The 6,864-nt window shown below is 68.8% G+C and carries 7 protein-coding genes; 6 read left to right on the top strand and 1 reads right to left on the bottom strand.

The features are described from left to right. From IT540_RS12345 to IT540_RS12325, 5 genes are all read left to right on the top strand, one after another. On the top strand, positions 1 to 894 hold an 894-nt coding region (locus tag IT540_RS12345), incomplete at its 5' end, for a class II fumarate hydratase (RefSeq protein WP_291178049.1). Positions 895 to 962: 68 nt separating this feature from the next. Beyond that, complete coding sequence (locus IT540_RS12340; protein WP_291178046.1) at positions 963 to 1,202, top strand: type II toxin-antitoxin system CcdA family antitoxin; 240 nt, start codon at positions 963 to 965, stop codon at positions 1,200 to 1,202. Then, on the top strand, positions 1,202 to 1,510 hold the full coding sequence (locus IT540_RS12335) for a CcdB family protein (RefSeq protein ID WP_291178043.1): 309 nt from the start codon (positions 1,202 to 1,204) through the stop codon (positions 1,508 to 1,510). The genes IT540_RS12340 and IT540_RS12335 overlap by 1 nt, the downstream gene beginning before the upstream one ends. 12 nt (positions 1,511 to 1,522) lie before the next feature. Continuing rightward, positions 1,523 to 1,747, top strand: coding sequence for a DUF4169 family protein (locus tag IT540_RS12330; RefSeq protein WP_291178040.1), 225 nt, complete (start codon positions 1,523 to 1,525; stop codon positions 1,745 to 1,747). Then, on the top strand, positions 1,744 to 2,004 hold the full coding sequence (locus tag IT540_RS12325; RefSeq protein WP_291178037.1) for a ribbon-helix-helix domain-containing protein: 261 nt from the start codon (positions 1,744 to 1,746) through the stop codon (positions 2,002 to 2,004). Before IT540_RS12330 ends, IT540_RS12325 begins: the two co-directional genes overlap by 4 nt. Positions 2,005 to 2,023: 19 nt before the next feature. Here the strand turns inward: IT540_RS12325 and IT540_RS12320 are convergent, their stop codons facing one another. Further along, entirely contained in the window at positions 2,024 to 6,079 is a 4,056-nt protein-coding gene (locus IT540_RS12320; protein ID WP_291178035.1) for an AsmA family protein, read from the bottom strand. Positions 6,080 to 6,434: 355 nt separating this feature from the next. Here IT540_RS12320 and IT540_RS12315 point away from each other — a divergent pair. After that, positions 6,435 to 6,864: UvrD-helicase domain-containing protein (locus IT540_RS12315; protein WP_291178032.1), on the top strand; the 430-nt coding region annotated here is incomplete at its 3' end.

Raw genomic sequence — 6,864 nt, 5'->3', positions numbered from 1 at the left:
CTGCGCAACGCGCTGAACGACAAGGCGCAGGCGTGGGCCAGGATCATCAAGATCGGCCGCACCCACACGCAGGACGCAACGCCGCTCACCCTCGGCCAGGAGTTCTCCGGCTACACGCAGCAGCTGGAGAACGGCATAGCCCGCATCGAGCAGACGCTGCCGGCGCTGATGCAGCTCGCCCAGGGCGGCACCGCCGTCGGCACCGGCTTGAACGCGCCCAAGGGCTTCGCCGAGAAGGTGGCCGAGCGCATTGCCGCCATCACGCAGCTTCCGTTCACATCTGCGCCGAACAAGTTCGAGGCGCTCGCCGCCCATGATGCCATGGTGTTCTCGCACGGAGCCCTCAACACCATGGCGGCCTCGCTGTTCAAGATCGCCAACGACATCCGCTTCCTGGGTTCGGGCCCGCGCTCCGGCCTCGGCGAGCTCGCGTTGCCCGAGAACGAGCCCGGCTCCTCCATCATGCCAGGTAAGTTGAACCCGACCCAGTGCGAGGCGCTGACCCAGGTCTGCGTGCAGGTGTTCGGCAACAACGCCACGCTGACCTTCGCCGGCAGCCAGGGCCACTTCGAGCTCAACGTCTACAATCCTGTGATGGCCTACAACTTCCTGCAGTCGGTGCGCCTCCTGGCAGATGCCGCGCGCTCGTTCACGGACAACTGCGTGGTCGGCATTATGCCGCGCGAGGACAACATCAAGGCCGGTCTCGACCGCTCGCTGATGCTGGTGACGGCGCTGGCGCCCAAGATCGGCTACGACAACGCCGCCAAGATCGCCAAGACCGCGCACAAGAATGGCACCACGCTACGCGAGGAGGCGGTCGGCGGCGGCTACGTGACCGACAAGGAGTTCGACGAGATCGTCGACCCCGCCAAGATGATCGGCCCGGAGTAACCCGCAACTTTGACTGCGCGCCCGCCCGGAGCTAGGATGCGCATCGGCAATGCGCATGGAGGCCACGCATGCAGGAGCGGCCCAATCGCCGCAAGCGCGCGGTGAATCTCTCGATCGACGCCGACCTCCTCGCTGAGGCAAGGGAGGCGGGTACGAACCTGTCCGCCCTTCTCGAAGAGGCTTTAGCGCGCGACCTGCAAGAGCGCCGTTCCGAGAAGTGGCGGCAGGAAAATCGCAAGGCAATCCAGAGTCACAACCGCTTCATCAGGAAACACGGTCTGTTGAGCGACGACTGGCGGAAGTTTTGATGCGCCAGTACGATGTCTATCGCAATCCGACTCCTCGGACGCGCAAGCATCTCCCGTATCTCGTGATCCTGCAGGCTGACCTGGTATCGGAAACCGAATCGGTGATCGTCGCACCGCTCACGGCGGACGTGGTCTCCGATGGCTCCCGATTGTATCCGGAGTTCGAAGTGCGCGGCCAAAGCTACACGCTCCTGACGCCGGATCTCGCGTCCGTCCCCCGCGACGCCCTCAAGGACCGCGTGACCAGCCTGTCGGCAGAGTGGAGCCGCGTCACTGCGGCGATCGACATCCTGTTCACCGGCATTTAGCGGAAGACGCCCATGACCGCCGACATCGTCAATCTCCGCAAGGCTCGCAAGGTGCGCGAGCGCGCCGCCAAGGAGAAGCGCGCCGAGGAGAACCGCGCCAAGTTCGGCCGCCCGAAGGCCGAGCGTGCGCGGATGGATGCCGAGGAGGCCATCGCCGCGCGCCGCCTCGACGCGCACCGGCGCGAGACCGTCGAGACGGACGACGGCACGGAGAGCGACGGCGGGCCGGCGTCATGACCGGCGCACCGGCCCGGCCCGTCAAGCGCTCGTTCTCGATCCGCGGCCATCGCACGTCGATCTCACTCGAGGAGTCGTTCTGGGCGGCTCTGCGGGAGGCCGCCGTTCGCGAGGGCGTCTCGCTTGCGAGCCTCATCGCCCGCATCGACGAGCGGCGCGGGACGGCCGGGCTGTCGAGTGCCGTGCGGGTGTGGATTCTGGACTACGTCCGCGCCGCCGGTACCGTGGTCAGCTATGACGGCGGCAACCGCGACTGATCGCTAACGAGTATTGCTCTCAGTACGGCGTCGACTGGAACGGCCGCCAGGCTTCGTCGGCGGGCCTCTTGCGGCGCGGAGGCGGACGCTGCGATGTCGGCGAAGGGGCGACCACGGGCGGCGGCGCAGTGGCCTCGATGTCCCGCTCGATGGGAACGCCGGCTGGTGCATCCATGACGCTGTTGTCGTAGATGTCGGACGGGCTGGCCCCGGGTGGTGCCGTCAGCTCCTCGCGCTCGACCGCGTTCGGTTCCGTGCCCGGCGGCGGCGCCTGATCCTCCTCGAGCGCCTTGCGCCGCTCCGCTTCGAGGCGCGCGCGTTCCTCGTCGGCCGCCTTTCGGCGCGCCGCGTCCTGCCGCGCCCGTTCCTCGTCGAGCTTGCGCAGGCGCTCGAGCTCGCCCACGTCGAGCTCCATCTTGCGCACCACGAGCTCGCGCTCCAGCGCATCGGCCGAGATTTGCGGCTCGAGCGATGCCAGCTCGCTGAGCTTGCCTGCGTAGACGACGGTCACGGGCGGCAGCAGCGCGCGCGTGGGATTGGCCGTAAGCTTCTTGTCGAGCTTCGGCTCGATCTGCCATTCGCTGTCGATCTGCATGGTTTGCAGCTCGACCGCCGTGACGAACGTCGAGCGCCCCTCGGCCATGTCGATCTGCACTTTCTTGAGCTTGAGCGCGCCGTCGCTGATCTCCACCGGAATTGCGATCTTGCCGAGCTTGACCTCGCCGTCCTTGAGCGCGGCCTTGACGGCCTCCGCCAGTTGCGCTCCGCCGCTCGGTCCCTGCCCAGTGAGCGCCGCTCGCGCCACCTCCGAGACCGCTGTCGGCGAGTTGCCGTTAAGCGTCGCGTTGCCGACCGTGACCTGGCCGCTGCCGGTGAGCGCCGCCATGACCGCAGCCGGGCTCAGGGCGCGGCTTGAGAACGTGGCGTGAAACGCGACTGCGTCGCCCGGCTGAGGCGCGCCATCCGCGCCAGCGCCGGACGGCGGCACGGGTTTGCTGGACACGTCGATCCGGATTGTGCCCTTGAGCCCGATTCCCGCGCGCTCTCGCGTGATGTCGAGCTCCGAGGTGAGCCGCCCGCCCACGGCGTTCCCTTCGAGGCGGGTCACTTTGATCGCATCTTGAGAGAGCTCGGCGGCGAGCTGCGCGTTGCCGATCGCGAGCCCGGGCTCGAGGCTCAGGGAGCCGACGGTGAGTGCGATCTTGCCGTCCGCGCGGTCGAGCAACGCAAGATCGAACGCCTGCTCCGGCCAGATGATGGCAGGCGCTTCGGGCTCGGGCGCCGAGCGCGGCGGGGGAGCCGGCGTGGGCGCCGCCGCGTCGAGTGCGCCGGCACCCTCCGGTGCTCCGAGCAAGGGCGCAAGCAACGCCGTGAACGAGGCTTTGTCGGCCGTGAGCGTTGCGTCGATCGTCTTGCGGCCGCCGTTCCCGGCGACGATGGAGACCTGGCCCGAGATCGTGCTGTCGCCGAGCACTGTCGCGTCGCTCTCAAGTTTCAGAATGCCGTCCTTGTGTCGCACGTCCACCGATCCGTTGAGCGGAACGCCCGACGCTCCGTCCGCGACGCTGAGCCCGGCCAGCGCCAGCGCGATGCGCGCATCCGATGAGACGATCTTGAGCTCGCCGTCGACACCCGGCTTTCCAGGCTCCGGCAGGCGTATCTCGCCGCGGTAGCCGAGGGAAAGTCCCTCGGCCGTCACGTCGGCGTAAGAGAGAAGCCTCTCGGCCGGAACGCCCGCAGCCTTGATGACGGCCCGCCCGCTCTTGGCCGGCTCGGACCCGCTGCTCTTGATGTTGGCGTCGAACAGCGTGGCCACGAGCTGCGCCACATCCGGGCTGTCGATGGTCGCCTGCAGGTCGAGTGACGAGGTTCTCCATTGCGCGCGCCCGCCGTCGAGACGGAGCGCGGCGGTGAGCCGCCCCCCGCCGAGCGTCCCGTCGACGGCAAGCGTGTTGGCGTTGGAGGCGTCCCCGCTTAACTGCAGCGTGCCGGCCAGCCGAAAGGGCGCGAGCCCTGCGATCCGCGCTACGTCCTCGATGGGCGCACCCTCGACGTCGAGCAGTGTGACGAGCGCCCGCGCCGCCCGCGCATCCGGCGCCGAGATCAGGCCGCGAACGACACCCTTGGGACGGGCCGGCACGTCGGTGGCCTCGCCCTCGGCTTCGACATAGAGCCCCTCCACGGTCGCGAACCGGAGGCGGGGGATGGAGAGCCGACCACGTTCGAGCCGGATATCCGCATCGACATCCTTGAGCCGGTGCTCCCCATCGATCAGCTCGGCTACTTTGAGCTCGAGCGAAAGGTCGCCGCCGGCGGGATCGAACGGCGCCGTCCCGGCATCCGATGCGGCGGGTGGCGTGTCGCCGCCGGCGGTCGCCGGCGCATCGGTACCGAACAGGATCCGACGCAGGTTGCCCAGGTCCACGAGCCCAGATCCGAACTGCGCCACGTCGATACGCTGCCCTTCGATCGCCACCGCGAGTTTCCTGCGCTCGCCGAGATCGAGCTTGAGGCTGCCCTCGAGCGGCGTTCCGGAGAAGTCAGCTGTTGCGTCTGTGAGCGCGAGCGTCCCGTCTCCGAGCGCGAAGCGCCCGTCGAGAGAGAAGGCGCCGTCGCCGCGCTCGCGCGCAACGTTGGTCGTGCCGAGCCCCCAGGAGAGGAAGCGCGTGAGGCTCTTGCCGGAGACGAAAAGCGTGCCGTCCAGATTGGGCACGCGGGCCGCGGGCGTCAGGATGCCGTCGAGCTCGAGCCGTACGCCGCCCGGCAGATCCGCGCGCACGCCCTTGAGCTCGAGCGGGCCGCCCGAGCGCGATGCCGCGAGCCGCACGTTGCCGATCGGCTCGCCGCCAAGCGTGAGCTGGTCGAACTCGAGCCGCGCATTGGTGTCCGCTTCGGCCGGCAGCGCGGACGCGACCACTTCGAAATAGCTGCGCACCGCGTCGAGCGGCATCTTCGCCTCTGTGGTGCGCGCGAGCTGATCGAGATCGAGCCAGCGCGAGGCGAGATCGACGTCGAGCTGCGTTTTGTCTGCCCATCCGAACTTCGCTTGCCCGGTGATGAGCTGGGGCGTTGTCCCCGCCTCGAGCGAGACGGTGATGTCGTCGAGGGCGACGCCGAGCGCCGTCCCCTTGACCTTGGCCTTGAGCTCGAAGCCGGTGGCCCCGCCTGCGGGCGGGGCGGCCGCCGTGGGGGCCGGAGCCGTGCCTTGCGCGGACGGCGCTGCGGCGGGCGGACTCGCGGGCGTGTCGTCGAGCCCGAGGTCGAGGTCGTCCCCGGCGGCCGGCGGCTGAGGCGCGAGGGTGGCGGAGGATTGCGCGGCACCCAGATTCAGCTTTGCGGTGAGGTCGCCTTCGACCGTCGGCACCGCGCTGAGGTCGGAGAGCCTGGCGTCGAGAACGTAGGAGTTGGCGCTGTCGCTCACATTGACGGCGGCCTTGAACCTGAGATCGCCCTTGCCGTCGATCTTGGCGGTGGCGATGCGCACATGGCGCGGCGTCCCGCCCCAGTTCGTCTCGCCCTTGAACTTGAACGGCCCGTCCAGGGCATCTGCGTTGAGCTCGCCGTTGATGTCATCGAAGCGCGCGAGCTCGCCGCGCGACGGATTGCTGACGATGACCGCTCCGTCATGGATGGCGACCGATTGCAGCGCCACCTCTCTCGGCGCGAACGGGAATGCGCCCGGCGAGATTGTGAGCGATCGCCAGTTGCCGCTGCCCTCCGCGTTGAGCGCGAGGTTGACGATCGGGCGGCGCAGCTCCACGCGGTGCGCCTCGAGCACGCCGCGCAGCAGTGGCGGCACCGACAGCCACATGGTGAAGCTCTCGACGCGGATGATCGAGTTGCCCCCGTCGTCGCCCACGTCCGCGATTCGGAGCTTCTCGAAGGAGACGAACGGCGCCGGCAGCAGCCGCAGGTTGACGCCGCCGCCGACACGCACCTCGCGGCCGAGAACGCGGGAAGCTTCCTCTTCGAAAATGCCGCGGTAGCTGTTCCAATCGACGAAGCGGGGGACCGCGAAAAGAACCGCCAGGACCGTGATCAGAATGCCGCCGAGATAAAGGAGGGCGTTGTTCATCCGCGTGTTATCTGCTCAAGATCCAATCACCTGCGGCGTCCGAAGCGGTCGAAGATCGGGCCGGCCGCACGGGAGGGCGCATCGCCGATCGAAACACGGGGTCGTCGCGGGGGGCGAGGACCGACGCGGGCGCCACCATACCCCAACACGGATGCCAAGTGTGACCCCCAATTGGGGCATTTTCCTGGGGAGGAGGGCATGCGCGGCTCGCGGAACTCCAGGCGCACCCTATATTTTCGTCATATGGGCAGGCGTGTGCGCCCGATTGATGCCCCGAGGCCATGATCGCTTCGGGCATGACCGGCCCGAAGCGTGAATCATCGGTCCAGCCAAAGCTCATGGTATAGAGCGACTCATGCCTCATGATGACAAAGACGCCGCCCGGCGCGCGCTGCATGCGGGCGCAAGGGCGGACCATCCGCCGGGCCACGGGGAAGACGACGTTCCGCCGTTCGATCTCCCGGTGGCGCCGGGCCATGAGCCGCCGGCCGAGGCCGCCACGCCGCGCCGGTTATCGGTCTCCGAGCGTGCCCGCGCGGGCGCGATGCCGCCCTATCTCGCGGGCCTCAACCCGGAGCAGCGCGCCGCCGTCGAGGCGCTCGACGGCCCCGTGCTGGTGCTGGCCGGCGCCGGCACCGGCAAGACGCGCGTCCTCACCACGCGCATCGCCCACATCCTGGCCACCGGCCGCGCCTACGGCCACCAGATCCTCGCCGTCACCTTCACCAACAAGGCCGCGCGCGAGATGAAGGAGCGCATCGCGGCTCTCGTCGGCGGGGCGGTCG

It is taken from the genome of Hyphomicrobium sp., assembly GCF_020852195.1.
Taxonomy (GTDB): Bacteria; Pseudomonadota; Alphaproteobacteria; order Rhizobiales; family Hyphomicrobiaceae; genus Hyphomicrobium_C.
The sequence above is the reverse complement of the archived record's forward strand: the minus strand, read 5'-3'. Positions and strand labels throughout refer to the sequence as shown.